Source organism: Microcoleus sp. K5-D4 (assembly GCF_036704575.1).
Taxonomy (GTDB): domain Bacteria; phylum Cyanobacteriota; class Cyanobacteriia; order Cyanobacteriales; family Microcoleaceae; genus Microcoleus.
Genome location: NZ_JAUBSD010000187.1, coordinates 1 through 2,562, shown reverse-complemented (window position 1 = coordinate 2,562; position 2,562 = coordinate 1). Strand labels below are relative to the sequence as shown.

Genomic DNA, 2,562 nt, shown 5'->3' with positions numbered 1-2,562 from the left:
GCACTGGCTAATTTCATAAATTCCTTTTTTTGTCAACTCCTAATACTGAACCGACGCCCTAGGAAGACCCCCAGCAAATGTGAGTAAATCAACAAAGAAGCAAGCCTTGGAAGATGAAAGGATTAGAAATGCGATTGAGGGTAAATTTGGACAAGGTAAACGAAGATTCAGTCTGAATAGAGTGATGGCAAAACTTGATAATACTTCTGAAACAGTTATTGCTATTACTTTTTTAGTCATGAACCTTTCTACCTGGTTGCGCCGGGTTTTTTGTGTGTTTTTATGTCGTTCGGGCAAAACAACACCTGTTTTTAGATTGAAGATAATCTCCACTTATATTTGGAGAAAATTAACGCCTGAAAAACTTATCTTAAATCGAGCTTGAATATATCGAGCGCTCCTGTTATTGGGAAAGCGATCGATTATTCAGCAAGCCCTACTTAATCCTTAATTTATTGAGAAGATTTCTGACACTGTTCAAAGGTTGAGGTGTCAGCTTCCCTATTCTCAAAATCTATTGGCTGGTATATTCCGCTCACAGTTTAGTAAGGCGCGGGATCGGGTAATTGCTGGATTAATTGCAAATATTCTGCCTCAGTACGGCTTGGTTGATAAACCACGGTTTTCGCATCATTTAACCGCTGCAAAACCGCCATGTAAAGAGAGCGACAAGCTTTGCGGTATTTCCATTTTTACGGCAACTTTTTCGATAGCAATAACCACGCTGCTACCGACACATCTTTAATTATTTTTTTCGCACTTCCACCAGTTGTTTAATTCCTCTCTTTCAAATTATGAATATAAAAAAAACGTAACCATTGCCAAATCTGCCAACTCGCCCACACTGCGAGAAATGCTAAGATTAACCAAAAGGTGGCTGTAGCGATCGACTGTTAATTTGTACGCTCAGCAGTTGGTTGCAAACAATGCTAAGACTAAATCAAATAATTTAACCAGTCTGACAAAATTTCAACAGGATGTCGATCGAGCTTTGGATCAGGTAGCTCTGCCTTTTGGATCAATAATGTTCAGATAAGAATAATCGGATTTCCTTTCACAAGTCTGGAAGTCTCATAAATGCGTGAAATGAAATTCGTCTTAAAGCGCTAACTGAACCGTATTGCCTTTTGGATGGAGCGAACATAACAGCTTAGAACGTGATAGGCAGGGGAATTTATTGTGATCGGCTTTGATTGCAAAATTGTTTGGTTGGATATTGAGCGACGTAGCTATTTCTATGGGGGCGGCTTTGTGCTTTGAGGCGCTCAACAATATTATTAATATTCGCAATGCAGGAAAAAAACCGCCATCTTCCACAGAATCTTGAGCGGTGCAGTTGGGAGGCAAATCAACTAACTGTCATACCCTTTTAGATTTTAAATTTTAGATTTTAGAATTCCGAATGACTAATGGCTATTGAGGTTTGAAGCACCGGCCTAGATTTGGCTTCTTTTTTAAAAGTGGTATCACCAGTAGGATATCGGATATATCGGTAATTGCGCGTTTGCCAAAAGTAAGGGAAAACACACATATAATAAATTCCGTGCGATTGCGGATGACAGTGCTGCAGAAATAGGGGAAACTAATAGATAGGTTAAATAAGAATGAGCGAAATAAACACGATCGCTAGCAATTTCAGAACCTCTGAATCCAAGGCTGTATCTACCACTAAACTCACTTTTGGAGGACGCAATAGGTTGACTTCTTTAAGGGAAACGACTCGCGCCTCGGAATACGCAAATTCCCTATACAAAAGCTTTGGATTCAAAGACTCCTGCATCAAGGAATGTGAAGATTTTGTTTCCATAATTTTGGCGGGGAAATCTGACTGTATCGAGAAAATTACCTCGGCACTTCAAAAATATGCCTCTATTCTTACAATACTCCGGACAGTTTTTGGAACGAGACTACAAGCTTAGGCGGCGCAAGGATCATAAATAAAGTCCAATTAAATGCAACGAGCGGGGTGGAGCTGACATTGATTTAATGATCCACAGGGGCTGCGAAGTCCTACAGAATAAGCTATTGGGTCATATAAAAACTGTCCGGACTATTGTTCTTAGAGAGATTGATAAAGTTCGCCTAACTTCTGACGGTCGCTAGAACCAACTGCAATTAGGCTCTGTTATCCTCCGTTCAGATTAGCTCGATCCATACAAAAGTCAATTGCCAAAATTGCATATTTATCACATACGCTTGATAAGATAACTCCGGGGTGTATCTACTAATAATGCCCTTAATGGAGTCTCCAATATGAGTTCTACATTCGCTCAAGTTAACTCAAAATCTGCTTGGGAAAAAATGCCACCGCGCTGCTTAGTCTTCATAGACTCAGGCGTAAAAGATTACGAGTCAATAACAGCGGGAGTGCTGCCGGGACAGCAGGTAGTAATACTCGATAGCACCAAAAACGGCATCGAACAAATCACCTCTGAAATTGAAAAATATGCCTCGACTAACGGGGCGATAGACTCGGTTCACATTATTTCTCACGGCAATTCTGGCAGCTTGCAGCTAGGTTCTGCAACGCTGAATTCGGATAATTTGCCGCAATATGAAAGC

The 2,562-nt window shown here is 40.5% G+C and carries 3 protein-coding genes and 1 pseudogene; 3 read left to right on the top strand and 1 reads right to left on the bottom strand.

Going from position 1 to position 2,562, the window contains the following annotated elements; translation table 11 throughout:
* Positions 1–58: 58 nt before the first annotated feature.
* Positions 59–385 (top strand): annotated as a pseudogene (locus QUA77_RS28885) (transposase); the annotation flags it as partial.
* A 157-nt stretch (positions 386–542) separates the two neighbouring features.
* Here QUA77_RS28885 and QUA77_RS29480 read toward each other — a convergent pair.
* Positions 543–656 (bottom strand): DUF4129 domain-containing protein, encoded by a 114-nt coding sequence (locus QUA77_RS29480; RefSeq protein WP_445302114.1) that lies wholly within the window; start codon positions 654–656, stop codon positions 543–545.
* 533 nt (positions 657–1,189) lie between these two features.
* Between QUA77_RS29480 and QUA77_RS28880 the strand changes: the two genes are divergently transcribed.
* Together QUA77_RS28880 and QUA77_RS28875 are read left to right on the top strand one after the other, a co-directional pair.
* On the top strand, positions 1,190–1,327 hold the full coding sequence (locus QUA77_RS28880) for a hypothetical protein (protein ID WP_333043054.1): 138 nt from the start codon (positions 1,190–1,192) through the stop codon (positions 1,325–1,327).
* A gap of 926 nt (positions 1,328–2,253) precedes the next feature.
* The coding region (locus QUA77_RS28875; RefSeq protein ID WP_333454046.1) for a DUF4347 domain-containing protein at positions 2,254–2,562 on the top strand (309 nt) is incomplete at its 3' end.

What these genes read in the sequence shown, in the direction of transcription:
- QUA77_RS29480 (WP_445302114.1), bottom strand. Translation starts at nt 656, where the DNA reads ATGGCGGTTTTGCAGCGGTTAAATGATGCGAAAACCGTGGTTTATCAA.